Annotated in this window: 13 protein-coding genes and 1 pseudogene; 8 read left to right on the forward strand and 6 right to left on the reverse strand. The window is 45.8% G+C overall.

Annotated elements, in window-relative coordinates; genetic code table 11:
• Positions 1 to 968: reverse transcriptase domain-containing protein (locus tag QUA38_RS18290; RefSeq protein WP_333164164.1), on the reverse strand; the 968-nt coding region annotated here is incomplete at its 3' end.
• 506 nt (positions 969 to 1,474) lie between these two features.
• Entirely contained in the window at positions 1,475 to 2,041 is a 567-nt protein-coding gene (locus QUA38_RS18295; RefSeq protein WP_333164167.1) for a TetR/AcrR family transcriptional regulator, read from the reverse strand.
• 114 nt (positions 2,042 to 2,155) lie between these two features.
• Here QUA38_RS18295 and QUA38_RS18300 point away from each other — a divergent pair, with 114 nt between their 5' ends.
• The 4 genes and pseudogenes from QUA38_RS18300 (at position 2,156) to QUA38_RS18315 (ending at position 5,789) form a co-directional block, all read left to right on the forward strand.
• Entirely contained in the window at positions 2,156 to 3,283 is a 1,128-nt protein-coding gene (locus QUA38_RS18300; protein ID WP_333164170.1) for a biotin/lipoyl-binding protein, read from the forward strand.
• A 12-nt stretch (positions 3,284 to 3,295) separates the two neighbouring features.
• A pseudogene (locus QUA38_RS18305) lies at positions 3,296 to 3,583 on the forward strand (HlyD family secretion protein); the annotation flags it as partial.
• 71 nt (positions 3,584 to 3,654) lie between these two features.
• Positions 3,655 to 4,839: an ABC transporter permease DevC gene (gene devC / locus QUA38_RS18310; RefSeq protein WP_333164171.1), complete on the forward strand. Its 1,185-nt coding sequence runs from the start codon at positions 3,655 to 3,657 to the stop codon at positions 4,837 to 4,839.
• A gap of 233 nt (positions 4,840 to 5,072) precedes the next feature.
• Positions 5,073 to 5,789, forward strand: coding sequence for a DevA family ABC transporter ATP-binding protein (locus QUA38_RS18315; protein ID WP_333164174.1), 717 nt, complete (start codon positions 5,073 to 5,075; stop codon positions 5,787 to 5,789).
• 116 nt (positions 5,790 to 5,905) lie between these two features.
• Here QUA38_RS18315 and QUA38_RS18320 read toward each other — a convergent pair whose 3' ends face one another.
• The 3 genes from QUA38_RS18320 to QUA38_RS18330 all read right to left on the reverse strand — a co-directional run bounded on the left by QUA38_RS18320 (position 5,906) and on the right by QUA38_RS18330 (position 9,813).
• On the reverse strand, positions 5,906 to 6,961 hold the full coding sequence (locus QUA38_RS18320; protein WP_333164177.1) for a glycoside hydrolase family 104 protein: 1,056 nt from the start codon (positions 6,959 to 6,961) through the stop codon (positions 5,906 to 5,908).
• Positions 6,962 to 7,063: 102 nt separating this feature from the next.
• Positions 7,064 to 8,329 carry a glycosyltransferase family 1 protein gene (locus QUA38_RS18325; protein ID WP_333164179.1) on the reverse strand — a complete coding sequence of 422 codons (1,266 nt, stop codon included), beginning with the start codon at positions 8,327 to 8,329 and terminating at the stop codon, positions 7,064 to 7,066.
• Between the two features lie 566 nt (positions 8,330 to 8,895).
• Positions 8,896 to 9,813, reverse strand: coding sequence for a YihY/virulence factor BrkB family protein (locus tag QUA38_RS18330; protein WP_333164182.1), 918 nt, complete (start codon positions 9,811 to 9,813; stop codon positions 8,896 to 8,898).
• Between the two features lie 111 nt (positions 9,814 to 9,924).
• Between QUA38_RS18330 and QUA38_RS18335 the strand changes: the two genes are divergently transcribed.
• The 4 genes from QUA38_RS18335 (at position 9,925) to QUA38_RS18350 (ending at position 13,250) form a co-directional block, all read left to right on the forward strand.
• Positions 9,925 to 11,010 carry a hypothetical protein gene (locus tag QUA38_RS18335; protein WP_333164185.1) on the forward strand — a complete coding sequence of 362 codons (1,086 nt, stop codon included), beginning with the start codon at positions 9,925 to 9,927 and terminating at the stop codon, positions 11,008 to 11,010.
• A gap of 254 nt (positions 11,011 to 11,264) precedes the next feature.
• Complete coding sequence (locus tag QUA38_RS18340) at positions 11,265 to 12,158, forward strand: CNNM domain-containing protein (protein ID WP_333164188.1); 894 nt, start codon at positions 11,265 to 11,267, stop codon at positions 12,156 to 12,158.
• 116 nt (positions 12,159 to 12,274) lie between these two features.
• On the forward strand, positions 12,275 to 12,472 hold the full coding sequence (locus QUA38_RS18345; protein WP_333094507.1) for a hypothetical protein: 198 nt from the start codon (positions 12,275 to 12,277) through the stop codon (positions 12,470 to 12,472).
• 154 nt (positions 12,473 to 12,626) lie between these two features.
• Positions 12,627 to 13,250: a hypothetical protein gene (locus QUA38_RS18350; protein ID WP_333164191.1), complete on the forward strand. Its 624-nt coding sequence runs from the start codon at positions 12,627 to 12,629 to the stop codon at positions 13,248 to 13,250.
• Positions 13,251 to 13,297: 47 nt separating this feature from the next.
• On the opposite strand, the gene QUA38_RS18355 is transcribed toward QUA38_RS18350, so the two are convergent.
• On the reverse strand, positions 13,298 to 19,001 hold a 5,704-nt coding region (locus QUA38_RS18355; RefSeq protein WP_333164194.1), incomplete at its 5' end, for a glycosyltransferase.

Raw genomic sequence — 19,001 nt, forward strand, 5'->3', positions numbered from 1 at the left:
GATGGAACGCATCTAAATTTCCCGTTGTTTTGCACTTTGAAATGCCAACCGAGGAAGTCAAACCCATCTGTCGTAGCTGTTAGCTTGGTTTTCTTTTCACTAACTTTCATGCCTCGTTCTGCCAGAAATTCGCTGACTTTATCAAGTATTGCCTTCGCATTATCTTTGGGTTTCAGAATTATTACCATGTCATCCGCATACCGGACTGAATAATGTATTTCCTCAATCCCATTGAGAGCGATATTGGCTAGTAATGGACTTACCACGCCCCCTTGCGGGGTTCCTTGTTCTGGAAATTCTGGATTGACTCCTGATTTTAGACAGCGGAATATTCCGGTCTTGATGCCTTTTGGGGCGATGAGTCGTTCCATTATGCTGGTGTGGCTTATCCTGTCAAAGCATTTTTCGATATCGAGTTCGATAACCCGTTTTTCTATTCCGTTGCTCTGAGAGCGTAGGTTGTCGAACAGAGTTTTCTGCGCGTCATGCGCCGACCTACCTGTTCTAAATCCATAACTCCGGGAGTGGAAAGTTGCTTCGTGCGCTGGCTCTAGCGCGTATTTTGCGAGGCATTGCCACGCTCTATCGGCGATAGTTGGAATCTTGAGGAGGCGGGTACTCCCATCCTTTTTAGGGATTGGTATTGAACGTAACTTCTGATGTTTCCAGTTGTTACTTTTGGTTCTGAGTTCTTCACCCAGGGCAAACCTTTCCTCATATGTGAGTGAGGCTTTTTTATCACTTCCCGCAGTCTTTTTGCCAGCGTTTAGTTGAGTTACTTGACGTATCGCCAACATTCTTGCAGCCCAAGATTTCAGAATTAGCTTTTGAAGGGACTTCGCTTTTGGCTTGTCTCCAACCTGAATCGCTTTGTACACGCGCTTTTGTAGGCGGAGTAAATCACGGCGGAATTTCTTCCACGGTAACGTTTTCCAAGATTCACTAACATTGCTGTTGTGTCTAATCATGCTCTGCTCCAGTTTGTGTATTCTGAACACCTCAGACCAATTACGGTCTGTCCTACCCGAACTAAGGGGATTCCGCTGCTCGTCTAGCCTACTTGGGGTTCGACTTCCCCTAGACCCTTAGTTCGTTTTTATTCGTTCCCTCGGTTAGATTGATTGTTCCTTTAGGTGGAGCCATTTTAACTACTGAATTCCCTGGACTCTTGCCGCTATTAGACACACAGTTCGGCGGGAATAAACTCCAGTAAAGTCGGGATTTTTGGTCTGTGACCCGCTTCGGCATAAGTTACTTTTCTAGGCTCTGTTTCACCATCGGAACTCCCCATTAACGCCAGTGTCACCTCACATTAGATGTCTGGTTGCATCCTGTTCCCAGCTTCACTCTCCAAGAATCGAGCTTGGTCGGTGTGGGCAGATAGGGAGTCATACCTGAGTCTGGCAGAAGGGACTTGCACCCTTATCAGACCGAGAGTTCAGCCTTGTGGCTGGAAACGCTGTGTACGGACTGATTACCGTGATTCACGTTTCAACGAATCGCACATATCTTTGCCGTGCATCATATGCTGCGTTAACTGGAAATATACCAGCGATCCAATAAAAATCCGCGCCGTTGCCTCCGGATCTGGCAATTTTAACTCTGGATGCAATGCCAAATATTGAGTAAGCCGCTCAATACCAGGTTTAGCTAAGTTTTTCACAAAAGTCTGCGCTAGCTGGGGAAAACGCCCCGACTCCGCAATCACTAACCTCACAAAATTGAGAAATTCAGGTTCCTGCGTCACCTGATCCAATACAGTTGTGGCAACGAATCGCAGCGCTACGGCCGGTTCTTCATCCAGAACTGTAAAATGGACTTTTTTTTGCGCCAGCCGCTGTACTAAGGCCACGAATAATCCTTCTTTATCTGCAAAATAGCTGTAAACCGTGGCTTTAGAAACTCCTCCCGTCTTCGCTACCTTGTCCATACTCGTGCCCGCGTAGCCGTGGGCTAAAAATTCTTGCATCGCACCTTGCAGGATTTGCTCGGTTTTGTCACCTCCTGCTGCGTCTGGTTCTATCGATTTTGTCCTTGCCATACCTTGCTTCTGTAATTTTTATTTAGGATCTTGACATTATTATACTGAACGGTTTAGTATTAAAATACATCAGAACTAAACCGTTTAGTTTTTTTTCTCAAAAAGAGGTATGTCATGGTACACCAACCAACAGCAGACGGCTTATCCTCCACTCCATCCCTAGTTAAACAACTCCTAGTTGTAGCAGCAGTAGCAACCCTGGGGGCAGCGGGAACCACAGGCTACACGATCTGGCGATCGCGCATACCCCATCCCAACGCAGTAGCCGCAGCAGCATCCGTGGCGGCATCCCAATTAACCACAGTTACAGCCTTGGGGCGACTCGAACCCAGAGGAGAAGTAATTAAAGTCTCCGCTTCCGGTACGGCGGAAGGAAACCGGATCGATCGACTCTTAGTCAAAGAGGGAGACAGGGTGAAAACAGGCCAGGCGATCGCAATTCTCGACAGCCGCGATCGCCAGCAAGCCGCCCTCGACCAAGCTCAAGAACAAGTGCGCGTCGCTGAGGCAAACCTAGCAAAAGTGAAAGCAGGAGCCAAAAACGGTGAAATCCAAGCCCAGAAAGCGACTATTAGCCGTTTATCCGCCGATCGCAGCAACGAGATCACAGCGCAACAGGCGATCGTTGCCCGTCTAGAAATTGATCGCAGCACCGAAATTGCAGCGCAACAAGCCACAATTGCCCGCATCAGGGCCGAACAACAAGGTGAAATTCAAACCCAACAAGCCGCAATTGCCCGTCTACAAGCCGAACTCCGCAACGCCATAAGCGAAGATCGGCGCTACTCCCAACTGTATGAACAGGGAGCAATTTCCGCCTCAACTAGCGACAGCAAAAGCCTCGCAGCCGAAACAGCCCAACAGCAACTCAACGAAGGAAAGGCAAAACTGAATCAAATTCGCCAATCCCGCCAACAACAAATTAACGAAGCCCAAGCCAAACTCAACCAAATTCAGCAATCCCGCCAACAGCAAATTAACGAAGCCCAAGCCAAACTCAGCCAAATTCAGCAATCCCGCCAACAGCAGATTAATGAAGCCGCGGCAAATCTCGATCGCATCGCCGAAGTGCGTCCCGTTGACATAGCAGCAGCCGCCGCCGAAGTCAGTTCCGCCGCAACAGCCGCCAAACAAGCCAAAGCCAATCTGGATCTAGCTTACATCCGTGCTCCCAGAGACGCCCAAGTCCTGAAAATTCACACGCATCCGGGGGAAAGGGTGGGAAACGACGGCATTGTCTAACTCGGACAAACTCGCGAGATGCTGGCTGTTGCGGAAATCTACGAAAGCGATGTGGACAAAGTACGCCTCGGACAAACCGCCAAAATTACTAGCGATGCTTTGACCGGCGAATTGCGGGGAACTGTCGAACATATTGGTTTGCAAGTGCAGCGGCAAAACATTGTTAACACCGATCCTTCTGCAAATATTGATGGTCGAATTGTGGAAGTAAAAGTGCGCTTAGATGAAGCTTCCAGCCAGAAAGTAGGTGGATTAACCAATTTGCAAGTCAAAGTGGCGATCGGGGAAATTAAAGATTAAGAAGACTTAAACCGCAGGGTCGCTTTCTTCAATCCAAAATCCAAAATCTAAAATCTAAAATCTAAAATCCTATGATTGGACTAATAAAACCCTTAGAACAGTTAAGACGCAGAACTCCCCTCGGATGGCTGCAACTGAGTCACGACAAAGGGCGAATGCTGGTTGCAGTAGCAGGAATTGCCTTTGCTGACGTTTTGATGTTCATGCAGTTAGGCTTTCAAAATGCCCTTTACACCAGCAATACGCGGCTGCATCAAAGCTTGGAAACAGACTTAGTTTTGATTCACCCCCAAGCGCGAAATTTGATTAATTTGTCTTCCTTCCCCAGGCGCAGATTGTATCAAGCAATGAACGTACCGGGTGTGAAATCAGCCGAGCCGCTTTACGTGAAAATTGCTAACTGGAAAAATCCCGAAACTCGGCGCGAAACGTCGCTGATGGTGGTGGGTTTCAATCCGGATCGCCCTGCGTTTGCGCTTCCAGAAGTCAACCAAAATTTGAGCGCGATTAAATTGCCGGATACCGTGTTGTTCGATCGAGCTTCTAGGGGAGACTACCAAGGGACGATCGCACAAATCGCTGAAGGAAAAGCCGTTAAAGCTGAGGTAGAGCGACGCACGATTAACGTCAGCGGTTTATTCACAGTTGGAGCATCTTTTGCCGCCGACGGTATTTTGATGACTAGCGATCAAAATTACCTGCGCCTGTTTCCCAGACAAAACGCCGCGAGTGTTAATGCCGGATTAATTCAACTGCAACCGGGTGCTGACCCCGTGGAAGTTCAACAAGTGTTAAAATCATACTTGCCGGCGGATGTCAAGGTATTAACCAAACAAGAATTTATTGATTTTGAGAAAAACTATTGGGCTAAGAATACTGCGATCGGCTTTGTATTTAACTTAGGCGTCGCGATGGGTTTTGTCGTTGGGGTGATTATTGTTTATCAAGTTCTCTCAACCGATGTCAGCGATCACATGGGAGAATACGCTACTTTCAAAGCAATGGGCTACCGCAATGTTTATTTACTCGGCATCGTTTTTGAAGAAGCTCTAATTCTTTCCGTCCTAGGTTTTTTGCCAGGACTAGGAGTCTCTTTCGGACTCTACTCTATAACTCGCAAAGCTACAAATCTACCCCTGTACATGACGCTGATTCGAGCAGTTGCAGTGTTAATCTTGAACGTGATTATGTGCACTATTTCAGGAGCAATTGCCACTCGTAAACTGCAAGCAGCCGATCCAGCAGATATGTTTTAAGGGAAAATGAATAACAGAGGATGAAAGACTAAAGCCATGACTAAAAACATATTTTTGCAATCTTTCTCTTCTTTTTGCTCTGCCTTGTTGGGGACAAAAGCGGTTTATTAGACTTGAAGTCAAAAATTTACCAATCTTGAAATCCATCTGCCTTCATCTGCGGTTTCCCTCTTAATCAAAGATTTAGGCAACCTTGTGTCTTAATTAAATCTCTAACCTCAAACCAATAACATATGAATTCTACTACTCTCTACCCAACAACCAACGTATTACAGATTCCTGCACCTGTAATTTCCGCGCACCACCTCGACCACTACTTCGGTCAAGGTCAACTGCGAAAACAGGTACTTTTTGACATTAATCTCGAAATTAAAGCAGGTGAAATCGTGCTGATGACGGGGCCTTCCGGTTCTGGAAAAACTACGCTTTTAACTTTGATTGGCGGACTGAGATCCGGTCAATCGGGAAGTCTCCAAATTCTCGGTCAAGAAATGTGCAAAGCAAGTTCAGACCAATTGGTAAAGGCGCGGCGCAAAATAGGCTATATTTTTCAGGCGCACAACTTGCACCGTAGTTTGACGGCGCTGCAAAACGTGCAAATGGGTTTGGAAGTTCACGGGAATTTGTCGCGTTCCCAAATGCGCGATCGCTCTGCAAAAATGCTAGAGTTAGTAGGACTGGAACAGCGGATTAACTATTATCCAGATGATTTGTCAGGGGGACAGAAACAAAGAATTGCGATCGCCCGCGCTTTGGTCAGTCAACCGCAAATTGTTTTAGCTGACGAACCAACAGCCGCCCTGGACAGCAAATCCGGTCGCGAAGTGGTGAATTTGATGCAGCAATTAGCCAAAGAACAGGGTTGCACTATTTTGTTAGTAACCCACGATAACCGAATTTTGGATATTGCCGATCGCATCCTTCACATGGAAGATGGAAAATTAGCCTAATTTTTAAATTTCCGAAGAATAGACATCACCCATAACTCCCTCATTTTCAATTTTGGATGTCAAGATTTAATCCAAAATTGCCAAACCCCAATCTCAACTCGTCCGAGGACTATTCACTAATTGCTAACAACCAATCCTGGGCGGTCAATCCCCAAATTTTGCAGGTACATTGCTTCGAGTTTGGGCATTGACGATTCCACGGAGCCGCCATAACGCCGAAAAGAAGGCCAGATGTAAGCGAGTTTTCTGACTGCTGGCTCCAATCGACCCGCTTCTATATCTTCTAATGCACCTTTTTCTCGGATTAACTCTACAGCTACAAGGTCTTGATTTTGGGGGCTGAAATCGCTGATGCTAAATTTTTTGGCAAATCTGTCCCAAGTGGTGCTGAGAAACTGATATCGCCCCGCTGCGTCGGAACAGAGTTTTTTGCCATAGCGGCGGCCGCACCTCATTTCCCTAGGATGATCTTGAAAGCTGACAAATTTCGTGCCGGTGTACTGAGTGCGGTAGCCGTCGGCGCTAGCGGTTCCTTCGGCGGCGGCAATTGTGTCGAGAAAGGCTTTTACTCGACGTTCCGGGCCGATGCTATCGAGTCTGTTATCCTGTATGGGCTCTGGTGAATTGAGGGTTGCAGTTCCCGATTTCCGATCGCGCTCGATGTTATCCTCTCTGAGGTCTGGTGAATCGAGGGCCGCAACTTCCGGCAGACGTTTCGGGGTGGGCGAGCTTTCTGCCGAGACCGATTGCCCCCACAGTCTCGGGGTCATTCGACCCAAAAAAAAGCATAAACAGATGCACAAACTCCATGAAAGTCTAAAACGGAGGCGTTTGGACAGTTGCCTGCGCTGCCGCACAGGCCACCCGTGCAGGGGGAGGGCTGCGGGCAAGATTCCCGTTTGCTGGCCGAAGGCGAACAGCGATTTCAGCGCTAGCAAGGTTTGCTTGTAGAAACCGGGTGCAAGTTTTCGAGATCTCATTGCTGCAGCGAAAGTCTCGACATCAGTCAGAGTCACTTCTGCCAGCGGTTTTTCTACAAACAGCCGAAAACGGTTGGCCGCCTGCCAGCTAAAGCGCTTGCTGCGGGGGGATTTTTGCTCCACCCAGAGGCGAATTAGCTCGATGTCTGAAATGGGTTGCAGATGGCTTCCCAGATGTTCTGGCGCGTACAAGAGTACCTCCTGATATCACTTCTAGTTGAAGGTTCCCAGTGAGAACGGATGAGTGAAACAGGGAGCAAGGGAAACTGGCTTCAACCATACTAAGTGATACTACTAAGCGCTCACCGGGTCAAGCTGAATGACCGATTGTTCGAGCAGTTGAGTGTAAAGTTGACTGAGTTGGGAGGCGATACCGTCCCAACTGAAATAGGTTTCGACGTGCTGGCGGCCTGTGTGTCCGAGTTGCTGACACCATACTGAGTCAACTAACAAGCGATCGATCGCATCGGCAAAGGCTGCTTCATTTTTCGGCGGCGCAAGCAAACCTGTTTCTTGTGGCACTACTGTATATTTCAGCCCTCCCACGTCGGAGGCGACTACGGGCGTGCCGCAGGCCATCGCTTCAATGGCGACTAAACCGAAGGGTTCATAGTGGCTGGGAACGACGCACACATCGGCGGCAGCGTAGTAGGCGGGGAGAATGTCTCGGCTCAAGGCGCCGGGAAAACTGGTAATGTCGCTCAGACCGAGTTCTTCAACGATGCTGCCGATACGATCGCGCTCTTTACTGTCGCTTTCCCCCTCACGCCACCCGCCGCCAATTATGAGTTTTAAATCGGCTTTGGGCACCGCCGACAGACTAACGGCGCGGACTAAGGTTTCTATGCCCTTGCGGGGGTCGAAACGGCCGACGTACAACACGACTTTGGTTTCGGGGGCTATGCCCAAGTGGCGGCGGGCCGTCGATCGGGCGATCGAACCGAACCGTTCAGTGTCGGTACCGCAGGGAATGATGTCAATATTGCCTTTTGAGGAAACCAGAGATCTCATGTGTTCTTTTTCTTGGGGACTGGTAGCCACTACGCGATCGGCTGTTTCCAAAAGTGTTTTTTCTACTTGCAGCCTGGTTTTGGCAATCATCGGAATTGTCGAAACCGACTTGTATTTAATTGCGGCCAAAGAATGGTAAGTGTGAACTTGCAGCAGAGGTTGCGATTTTTTCAACTCCATTCCCACCCAAGAAGACAGCCAGTAATTTGTGTGAACTAAGGGATATTGAAAGCCTGACTCTAACTGAAATTTGTTAAATTCTTGAACAAAGATTGGCAAATATCCATAAAGTTCATCGCGGGGAATAAATTCTTGTGGCCCTGCTACTAGCCTAATTGTCCGGCAATTGGGACTGTGCTGTACAATTCTTGCTTGTTGGCGATCGGATAAGCGGGTGAACATATCAACTTGCCACCCCTGTTTAGCCAAAGCTTCTCCTACTTGACGCACGTAAACATTTTGCCCGCCCGCTTCTTCTTTGCCAATTTCTACAGCGGGATCACCGTGTACCGAGATGAGAGCGATGCGTTTTTTAGTTAAGGAATTCATGCTTTTTTACCAAAAATTTAAAAATTTTTAGGAGAAGATTGAAAGTGCCATTTTGGCTGCTGCGCCGGGACTGGAATCTTCTAGCTAATTTGTATTAAAGTCAAAATGCGGGATCGATAAATCATCCTTCCGGGATAAGTTGCAGGGAAAAATTTACAGACGACTTACTTCTGCTGACAGAGACGTGCAGCAGCAAAAAATCTAGATAATCTAAATGGAAATGAACGAGGGTGAAGGGAATTTTCCTTATTCTTTCTTGCCTGTGTCAAACTCGCACCTTCTAGCCATCTCTAACTAGAGCCTGCTTTTAGCTTGCTGCTAGAGATGCCAGATCAGTCGAAGGTATAGTTTTACCCCTCTGGATAAATAAGTAAAGCTTTCTCCAAAGCAGAAGTCGGTTGTCCCGAAGACCGAATGTTACAGGGCCAGCGAAAAAAAAGCAAAATTATTGCATTCAAAATTTTTCTTTCCTTCCGCCTTCGGCATTCCTTCTTGCTTATTACTTGTGGCTTCTTATGTCAAACCAGAAGTGCGAGTTTAACTTCTAATTTCCGGTTTGTCTAATCTTAAGAGTTCTTCCGATGTTTGCGTGCGGAGGATTCACCGTTTTCACTGTTTAGGATATTCTTTCGCGAACCTGGCATTAGAGATCCGTATCGGTTAGCCCAAACTTGGGTAAACTCGGCACCTAAGAAGAGAATTTGAGCGGAATAATTAATCCAAAGCAGGATAATTACGAACGATCCCGCAGCACCGTAGGTAGAGGCAATACCGCTACCTCCGAGGTAAACTCCAATTAGGGATTTGCCGATCGTAAACAGCACTGAGGTGATGGCGGCGCCGATCCACACATCATTCCAGGCAAGATTGACATCGGGCAAAAGTTTGTAAATTAACGCAAAAAGCAGCGTAACTACGCCAAAGGAGATAGCAAAGTCCACAATCTGCCAAATGTTGATTGGTAATTGCAGCAAGCCATTCAACCAATAGCTAACGGCGGCTAAAATCGCACTAATTACTAAAGATACTAGCAGTAGAAAGCCTATGCCTAAAATCATTGCAAAAGACAATACGCGGTCTTGCAGAAATCCCCAGATTCCTCGTCCGGGGGGCGGTGAAACATTCCAAATAGTATTGAGGGCTTCTTTGAGATTAGTAAACACGTTGGAAGCCCCCCACAAAAGTGTAGCGATACCGACTAAAGTAGCAATCATTCCCGACTTTGGTTCGGAGGCTTTGAGGATGAGTTCTTGGACGGTTTCGGCGCCATCTTTGCCGATTAAACTTTGGAGTTGGGCGACGATTTGACCTTGGGCTGCGTCTGCACCAAAGACTAAACCCGCGATCGCAATTACGATAATTAGCAACGGGGCGAGGGAGAAGACTGTGTAATAGGCTAGGGCGGCGGCTAAGGTTGGCGCTTTATCTTCTTGCCATTCAGTAAAAGTTTGTTTGAGCAGCGATATGACTGTTTTTAAGTTCACGGTCTTTGGTTTCCTTATACTTATCGTCCAAGGGATCTTAATAGGTTAAGAGTTTTTTAGCCTCAGCCACAAGATAGATTTATCGATTAGCAAATTCGGAAGATTACTTTTATGTCTGATTCCAACACAACTGTTAACAGCACCGATATAACATTGTCCAAAAAAGCAATTTCTTGGGCAAAATTGAGCGCCCTAGTAGCGCTGGTCAATTTTTTGCTGGTACTTTTCCATTTCAGTTACCTTCAGTTGCGGCCTGTTTATCAGAGCTATTTTCCAGGTTTAGTTAAAATTTATGACCCGATTAAAGGCATTGATTCAAGTTTACAAAATCCAGAATATTTGAAAAGCGCTGACCAGTTTTGGCGAATTGATGCGTTGTTTATCGGTTTTTTTGGGGCGGAATTTTTGATTAAAAGTCTGTTCCATACCCGCCGCAAACCGGGGGTAACTTGGTTTGATTTTGTGCTGAGGCGCTGGTACGAGGTGTTTCTGGTGATACCGATTTGGCAGGGGTGGCGGATTCTGCCGGTATTGGTGCGGCTTCACAAGTCGGGTTTGGTGAATCTCGATCGCGTAGTTGCTCAAGTTACCTACGAACCGGTGGCTTATTTAGCCAATACGATCTCGGAATACATGATGGTGCGGTTTATCAATCAAGCTAAAAGTTCTATCAAACAAGGCGACGCGGCGCAGATCTTGCTGGCGCAGCAGCCGTACCTTCATGTCAATCAGGAAAATACGATCGAACAAATTACCAAGCGGATTTTGGATCTGACAATTTACAAAGTTTTGCCACAGGTGCAACCGGATTTGGAAGAATTGCTGCACCACAATTTGGAAACAACAATCAAACAGTCTGATTTTTATCAAATCCTGCAAACTTTCTCTCCGATTAACATTTTGCCGACAGAGATGACGGAACAGCTAGCGAATTATTTGGCTCAAACTGCTGTGGATGTGGTATCTACTACTTACGAAGATGATAAAGGTAGAAAAATTTTCGATAATTTCAGCCAAGAATTTAATCAAAGTTTGCGGCGGGAATTGCAAGATGAGAAAACTCTCGGAGAATTGCAGTCGCTGCTGTCGGATTTGTTGGAAGAAGTGAAATTGAATTACATTCAAGGCGGGTTGAAGTCCGATCCGGTGCAAACGTTTACGGAAATGAACTCACTCCGGGGAGTAAGGGAGAGTTGATACAGCAATGAGTTCCGGTTTTGTGAATTGGATGGTTTGGAACGAACCGATGAAACTCGCCTTAGCCCTATTATGGCGAAGGAGGATAAGAAAAGAGAAAGAGTTTACAAGTTCTACGGGTAAGGTGCGCCTCCTCGGCGCACCTACGAATAAGGGTAGTGGGGATATCCGAAATATCGGGGGATAAACCTATCTAAATCCCAAGCTAAAATAAAAGAATTAACGTAAAACATCTATCATATTAGATATCTATCTTGAACAATCTTACTTGCCTGGAAATAGAAGTCGCTCAAACAATGCTGAGATTAGCAATGTTGCTGGGCTTAACGCTTTTAATCGCTTTTTTTGTGGCGTCAGAACTAGCATTAGTATCAGCCGATCGCCATCAAATCCGCCAACTCGCCCACTTGGACGATCGCCCAACGGCTAAAACCGCCGAACTCGTCCACCAAGCTCAGAACAACATACCGCATTACCTGTCTGTGACTCAAACTGGCACAACAGCAGGGAGTTTGCTGTTGGGTTGGTTGGGTGAGGGAGCAACTGTACACTGGATCGAACCGTGGATTGATAAATTGCCGATCGGTCATTGGTCGGCCGTGCTGACTGCTCATTCGATCGCAGTTCCCGCAGCTTTTATTTTTGTAACTTACGTAGAAATAGTCTTAGGAGAACTCATCCCCAAAGTATTAGCAACCCACGCCCCAGAACGCACCGCTTTGCTGTTGATGCCTGCCCTGGAACTCTGCTCAAAATTACTGTGGCCGCTGCTAGCAATTCTCAACGGTACCGTGCGGCTGCTGACTGATTGGATTACCAGTAAAGAGTCTCAACCCCTGCTGTTACCTTCCGAAGCAACTCTCGTTCAAAAAGATGCTCATTCGGCACTAATTTCTGGCCTATGGGAAGTGATAGCAGTTAACGAAAAACTTGGGTTAAATCTGCCGACTAACCAAGCTTACCAAACAATCGCCGGATTCGTGATTCACAATTTGGGTAAAATGCCAAATCAAGGCGATCGGCTATTGTGGGGCGAGTTAGAAATAGAAGCAGAAAATGTGGTAGAAGGCAGTTTAGAAACAGTGCTACTGCGTCAGGTAACTCGCCCCTTATTTGAGCCACAACATCCAGAACTTGTGTTGAATTGATCCTAAATCAGGCTTAAATACTTCCTCAATCGATGTGTGAGGTTGTAATTAGTCGCTCAGTGCGAAAACCTAACATAAATCTGCAAATTGCATAAAGCACAGTTTATGAGGTCGATATGCTAAAAACACTTTGGGCTACTGTTCGACAAGGGAAAATTGAACTGCTGGAGTTATCAGAATTACCCGAAGGGGCAAAAGTATTAGTAACAGTTTTACCTGATGAAGAAGCTGAGTTTTGGCTTGAAGCCAGTCAAACATCATTAGATACAGTTTGGGAAAATACTGAGGATGATGTCTATGCCCAGCTCCTCTAAAAATGACATAATTTTAGTTAGATATCCCTTTTCAGACTTGTCTAGTTCTAAGGTAAGAGTAGTGTAGTAAATACTACCCGATGGGTTCGGTTGTCCATAAGCTGAGCTTTTTAGCAGACGTTAGACTTGAGAAGTCGTCATTAAGTCACAAATTATGCCTTTTACAGCCTATGGCTTAGATAACTTCTTCGCTCAGGAAATTTCAGCATTGTCTGAGTGTAATGCTCCCGATCTAGGAGATCACTCCGCTGAGGTAGGAGATTTGATTCATAACTTTATCCTTAATTCTATATTCACATCTCCTATTAAAACGGAGTACAAACCTTATATTTTTGGAATCATCCGTCGCGTACAAATGGCTTTAGTTGAGTATCAAAATGGTCGTACTCTACTGCTTTTATATTTAAATGAGAGCAAAAAGAACATATCTTTATATTTTCAAGCGCTTTCTCATTTTGAAATAGCAGTTACACAATTATATCAGGCTTACGAATTTTGGAGAAAACTAGGAAAAAAGAGAGAGTCAAAGGAAACGAATTTGTTTAAAACAGGAGACGGTAGCTCTCATGAAAAGCTTAATAGACTTTACAATATTAGCAAGCATCTTGAAGCGTCAACTATAATACCTGAAGGAAATTTACACCATGTTTGGATTTCCAACAATGGTATTTGTGCAAGCGGAGTCACAATGTCGTTTACAGAGTTAGCAAAGCTTGTTAAAGAATACGTAGCTCTTGCTAATGCCTTTTCTAATCCAAATCAAGATTCAATTCCCTAACTAATCGATCGCGCTGGGCGAGCCGCTGCCCGCCCAGCGCGATCCGTTTACTTGACAGCAAGCTCGATCGCACCCCCAACAAACTGCTCGTAATCCGCCAACAACCACGGAGGCAAACAAGTATTCGCATCCTGAACCCGCAACTGTCCAGCGCGACAATACAGCATCGCCGCCAACAAATTATTTACAGCTTTAGGCGCTCCAAACCCTTTACTCAACTCAACAACCAACGAGTTAAAAAACTCGCGATCGCTCTCATTCAGCGGCTCGTTAATAAACCCGCTGCCCAACATTGCTTTGTAACCTTTACCAAAATCGCTCCGGTACAAAAGTTCGAGTTGTTCCCCGGAAACGCTCAGCCACAAATCGGCAATTTGCTTGCGAATATGCCGCAAATCTGCTATTACCAATTCAGCCGTCGGGTCAATTTCATAGAGATTGACGGCAGCAGTTAATTGATTGAGAAACTGCGGCAGATAATCGGGTTTTGCAAGTGTTGGTTCTGTTGTCGCGAATGCGCTTTCAAACACCTTTTCGTAATCTTCAAGCAACCACTTCGGCAAGCGATTGCGAGCATCGGGAACCCGCATTTTTCCCGGAACAAAATACAGCATCGCCCCCAGCAGAGCATTGATAGCTTGAGGCTGCACCAACCCTTTACTAATGTCGGTCAATTGCTGCAAAAATTTTTGTTCTGCTTCAGTCATTGCTTCTGCTTGCAAGCCAGAGCTAAGAATTGCTTGATATCCCTTCCGAACTTCTCCTCGATAAAAATTTTCTAGTTTATCTGAAGGAACAGTCAGCCAAAAATCAGCCATTTGTTTTCTGATTTGGCGGAGTTCCAAAACTACCGATTCGTCAGAAGGATCGATGCGGTAAAGATTGACGCATCCTAACAGTTGATTTGCAAACTGCGGGGATTGAATGTATTGAGCTAGCAAGTCAGAAGTTGAATCAGACTTGACAGCGGCTTCACTCTCAAAGACTTGTTCGTAATCCGCAATTAACCAGTGTGGCAAACGGTTACGAGCGTCGGGAATTCGCATGGTTTCCGGTGGGAAATACAGCATCGCCGCGAGTAAGGCGTTGACAGCTTTGGGATGCACTAATCCTTTGCTAATCTGGGTTAATTGCTGCAAAAATATTTGTTCGCTTTCGATCATCGGTTGACGTTGGAAACCGCTCTGGAGCAGGATTTGATAGCTGTTACCTGAAGCACTTCTGTAGGCAGTTTCGAGATTTTCTGTGGGAACGTTCAGCCAAAAATCAGCGATTTGTTTGCGGATTTGACGCAGTTCGGATATTGCTGAGATGTTTGAGGAGTTTCGTTGGTAAAGCTTGAGGGAATTCGAGAGCATCTCGCCCAAATCTGGCTGCTTGGGAATGCTATCCTGTAAGCTACGGGATGCTTCCAGGTGGCTGGCTTGCCATTTGCCAAAGAGTTCTTGGAATAATTTGCCGATCGCCCCAGAGTATGCCACACTGTCAAAACAAGCCGGATTAGCTTGCATTTTTTGCTGAATTTCCTGCCGTTTTTGCTGCCGCAATTGCGGGTTAGTGCCGAGAGTAACGGCTAGCTGAATGTAAGATGCTTCGCTATTGGCAATTAAATCTGGTATAGAGAGCGATCGTACCACCGCCGCCCCCATTCTCGATCGCAAAGTATCGCCATCCCTAACCACCGTTGGAAGCCCCACCTCTAAGGGATCTACAAGAGAAGTAGTCCCCGCATAGGGATAGGAATCTAAATAAACATCCCCCAACTTCAAAACTTCTTTAACATCCGCACGGTTAGGAAAACTCTTCAACACCCGCAAACGATTACTCTCAATGCCATACTTAGCAAAAACGGCTTTCATATTATTTACAAAAGCCCCCCCAGGATAATGATTAGTCCAGCTAGGGCCGAAGGGCATTAAAAACAGCACCGAATTAGGAACAGCAGCAATAATCTTTGCCCATGTTTCCCTTAACTCCGGCACTAGCTTATACAAATTAGCACTCGAAATAAAGACAACCGATTCCTCGGAAATGCCGATACTATTTCTGGTGAAATTAATGTTAGGAGTGTAAGGTTCGAGGGTATAGCTAAAACAGCATCCAGGCCCGTCAATAGTTGCTAATTCCTCGCGATAATGCTCCTGTCCTTCAGGTACAGGTTCCATCAACTTACCAGCTATGTAATAGTCAATGTGTCGAATTCCTGTGGTAACGGGAGAATTAAAACAGGTAGTTTGTACGCGCGCCAATCGATGCAATGCTAGTAAACTAATCGGATGACTAACCGCAGTAATATTGGTAGCAATCAGCAGAATATCTAAGTCATCAGCGCGGATTGTCTGAACTTGACTTGGCAAGTCATTCGGCAGTTTAACCAGTCTGTCAGCGCGACTCTGACAATACTGTTCTAGTTTATTCCCGTCGAGATTGAGAGCGTATAAAATAATTTCAAATTGCTCTCGATTCAGATATTCAAAAGCGGGTAACGTGGCGAAAGTTTCCGTCATCGCCCCAAAATGTTTAGTCAGGACACCGAGGCGAATTTTCTGTCTGTTTGCAGGTCGAGCCGGAAAAATGCAATCAATCGCAGCCCCACGATTTTTCACGGCATATTCAATAATATCTGCCCGCTTTGTGTAGATCTCCTTGAGATTTTTACTATTGAAGTACAGAGGAATAAAGTTAGCACTTTGAGTGAAAAACCAAGCGATGTCCTGCCAAACTTGTGAGTTTGGGTTCTTGAAAATATTGCTATGTAAATAACTGAGCCATCCCTGGACATACCGGCAATAATTATCAGCCTCTCCTATTTCTTGAAAGAGAGTAGGCGCAGCAAACATAAATTTGAGATAGTTGTTGACCAACCAATTAGGTATAGCTGCACTTTCATACTTCAGCAGTAACTGATCTGCACGACGATAGAGGGCGGCTGCTAGTAGGTAGTTAATATCTTTGGGAGTTTTAATTCCCTGGGAGAGATGTGCTCTTAGTCGATCGATAACAGTCTTTTCGGCATCTGTCAGCGCTTCATCTTTGATATAGCTGTTTAGCAGTAGCTGATGCGCCTTACCTGCATCACCGCTATAGGCATTTGCCAGTTGTTCTGCGGGCAGATTCAGCCAATAATTGGCAAGTTGCTGCCGGGATTGGCGGATGTTAGCCAGGTTTACTTCATTAGCTTGGTCTTTTTGATACTCTCCAACATATTGGGACAGCAAAGTTAAAAATTGTTCGGGTTTGTTAAATTCAACTAATTCATTAGCAATTAAATTGCCGTGTTGCTGCAAAATTTGCTGTGACCAACGCACTTCTTCTGGTTTGTAAAGTTGAGAGTGGAGGTGAATAATTGTGGCTCTCATTAAGTCTAGTTTTGGGCGGTCGCCAGCCATTTTTTGGGTTCTACTAGAGCCGTCGCCGTGCTGCCTGTAATAGAGATAAGGTTTAGGTAATCGCTCGCCTAACCAGCCTTTTTCATAGGCAGAAATCCAAAATTCCCAATCTTCGCATCCCAGCTTCATCACTTTTTTCAAGCCACCTACTTGCTCGTAAATCTCCCTTCTAAATAGGGAAGTAGCGGGGGCTTGATTGTCTCTCAAAAACCGATTGGTCTCAAAGTCACCGTGGATAACTAAATCGCAGTTTGCTCCGAATTGCTGCACATCTGTATAGACAAAACCAACATTGGGTTTCGCTAATAAAATTTCCACGCACTCCTCTAGAAATTTGGGATGAAGTTTATCATCAGCATCTAAGAATAAAATAAACTTACCTGACGACTGCTGAACGCCAAGATTTCTGGAATCAGCGGGCCCCGTGTTGGCTTTATCTATGAGGCGAAGCGATTTTTGAGGATACAGTTTAATTAAATATTTGGCGAAGTTACTGGTATCGTCAGTGCTGCCATCATTGACAATTATGCACTCCCAGTTTGGATAAGTTTGACTGACAACACTTTCAAAAGCTTCTCTGAGTAAAGTTGCGTGGTTGTAGCAGGGAATGATTACGCTGACGAGTGTTTCTGCGGAGGTGCGGTAAGGCATGGCATTTAGCTGTAAGGGAGAGATTGAAACAGGTAATGTAGTGGCTGGTTTTACACCTCGGCGGGCAATCCCATATTCATCCCATATTTGCCGAGTTTCTTGCTGCGATATGGGCGATGAATGTTCCAAACCTTGTTGATTTTCGCAGTACAAGCCGAGAATTTCTGGCAAGTACACAATATTTTCGGTTTTGCCAATCCGCAGCCAAAATTCGTAATCGCCAGCCGCCGTAAATTCGGTTCGGAAATAGCCGTATTTTTCGTGCAGCGATTTTCTCCACATCGGCTGAGGGCCAATAATGCAGCGCCGTTCGAGCTCGCTGTAGTCAAAGGCTGGCCAATTCCAGCGCTTTTGGGCTTGGGTTTTTGCAAAAGTATCGTTAGCTGTGTTGGTGATTAATTGGTCAGCATATACCAGACTTACTTCGGCGTTTTCGTCCAAGTATTTCGCCATGATTTCTAGGGCATCGGGGCGATGTCTGTCATCGGTATTAGCATTAGTCATGTAAGCTCCGCGCGACATCTTAATGCCTCGATTCCAGGCTGCATATAATGTCTCGCGGTCAGAAGTACGATCGTACACAATATTCGGATATTTTGCTTGAAATTCCCGCACAACAGACTGTTCGTTTTCTTGAGAACCGCTGTCAATCACTATGATTTCCAGTGCGCCTTGTTTGTACAGCGTTTGCTCTACCAAGTCCTGCAAGCAGCCGCGGATAAATTTTTCGGAATTGTAAGTAGAAACGATCGCAGATACTTTAAAACTCGACTTCTCACCATTCCCCAATTGGCCCTGCAAGCCTGCATCAGATGGGGGTTGAACAGAAGCGGGCTCCGAATGCGTGCGATCGGCTACTTGAAGCAAAAGTGAGCTAACAGTTGCAGCCATTTTCGACCAAGAAAACTTCTTAGCTTGCTCTAACCCCGCCGCAATTAATGAGTTACGCACACCAGGCTTCTGTATTTCCAGCAGAGCATTAACAAGGCCAATTACATCTTCTCCGTCCACATAAACCGCTGCTTGTCCTGCTACTTCGGGAATCGAACCGTTTGGAGAGGTAATGACTGGACAACCGCAAGCCATTGCCTCAAGAACTGGCAACCCAAAGCCTTCATATTTCGACGGATAAACTAACACTGAAGCACCCGAATAAGCAGCCCTCAGTTCGCTGTCGCTTAGTTGCAGCGTGTGGACAGTGATTCCAGAACTATACAATTTCAACTCTGGTTCTAATACAGGTTTGCCGCCTGCACAGACTATATCAAAGTCAAACTTGTTGGCAAGTTGAGAAAAAGCTTTGAAGAATAATATCCCGTTCTTGTAACCATGCCAGCCAACCCTCTCACCTACCAACAGAAAATAGGGCTTGGCAATGCTGTACTTTGATTTAAAACCTGCAATTTCTTCTCTATCGGCTGGCGAGAAATTGGCATCAATTCCGCAGTGCGCTACAGCGACAGAACTTGAAGGAATATGAGGAAAAACCTTAACTAAATCGCGGGCTGTATTTCCTGAAATGGCTATGTAGGCAGAGGCGTGGCGGATACCGCAATGCTTTTCTCTCCACTCGGAATGACCCATATTTTGTCCCATCAACTCTGGGATCATGTCATAGGCCATGAATACCGATGGCGTTGACAAAGGGGTTGTATAATAAGTAGAAATAAATAAATCGGCTTTTTCTTCATCGCAGATTTGTTGGAGCATC

It is taken from the genome of Microcoleus sp. Pol12B4, from assembly GCF_036701385.1.
In the GTDB taxonomy this organism is placed as follows: Bacteria; Cyanobacteriota; Cyanobacteriia; order Cyanobacteriales; family Microcoleaceae; genus Microcoleus.

What these genes read in the sequence shown, in the direction of transcription:
- QUA38_RS18295 (WP_333164167.1), bottom strand. Translation starts at nt 2,041, where the DNA reads ATGGCAAGGACAAAATCGATAGAACCAGACGCAGCAGGAGGTGACAAA.
- QUA38_RS18300 (WP_333164170.1), top strand. Translation starts at nt 2,156, where the DNA reads ATGGTACACCAACCAACAGCAGACGGCTTATCCTCCACTCCATCCCTA.
- devC (WP_333164171.1), top strand. Translation starts at nt 3,655, where the DNA reads ATGATTGGACTAATAAAACCCTTAGAACAGTTAAGACGCAGAACTCCC.
- QUA38_RS18315 (WP_333164174.1), top strand. Translation starts at nt 5,073, where the DNA reads ATGAATTCTACTACTCTCTACCCAACAACCAACGTATTACAGATTCCT.
- QUA38_RS18325 (WP_333164179.1), bottom strand. Translation starts at nt 8,329, where the DNA reads ATGAATTCCTTAACTAAAAAACGCATCGCTCTCATCTCGGTACACGGT.
- QUA38_RS18335 (WP_333164185.1), top strand. Translation starts at nt 9,925, where the DNA reads ATGTCTGATTCCAACACAACTGTTAACAGCACCGATATAACATTGTCC.
- QUA38_RS18345 (WP_333094507.1), top strand. Translation starts at nt 12,275, where the DNA reads ATGCTAAAAACACTTTGGGCTACTGTTCGACAAGGGAAAATTGAACTG.
- QUA38_RS18350 (WP_333164191.1), top strand. Translation starts at nt 12,627, where the DNA reads ATGCCTTTTACAGCCTATGGCTTAGATAACTTCTTCGCTCAGGAAATT.